Here is a 261-nt window from a genome sequence, read left to right as displayed (position 1 = left end):
AGTAATACCAGTTGATCCTGTTTCTCCGGTAAATCCTGTGAGCCCCGTTGTTCCTGTTTCCCCGGTAACTCCGGTGAGCCCAGTTATCCCTGTTTCTCCGGTAACTCCGGTGATGCCCGTTGACCCTGTTTCTCCTGTCACTCCAGTGATGCCCGTTGATCCTGTTTCTCCGGTAACTCCTGGTGAGCCAGTCTCTCCTGTCACCCCGGTGAGTCCCGTTGATCCTGTTTCTCCCGTCGCTCCTGTGAGTCCCGTTGATCC

At 55.6% G+C, this 261-nt stretch carries 1 pseudogene; it reads right to left on the bottom strand.

The features are described 5' to 3' along the window. Window positions 1-261, bottom strand: a pseudogene (locus CHH48_RS19235) (collagen-like protein); the annotation flags it as partial.

The sequence above is a fragment of the Terribacillus saccharophilus genome (genome assembly GCF_002272075.1).
Lineage (GTDB): Bacteria > Bacillota > Bacilli > Bacillales > Amphibacillaceae > Terribacillus > Terribacillus saccharophilus_A.
The sequence above is the reverse complement of the archived record's forward strand: the minus strand, read 5'-3'. Positions and strand labels throughout refer to the sequence as shown.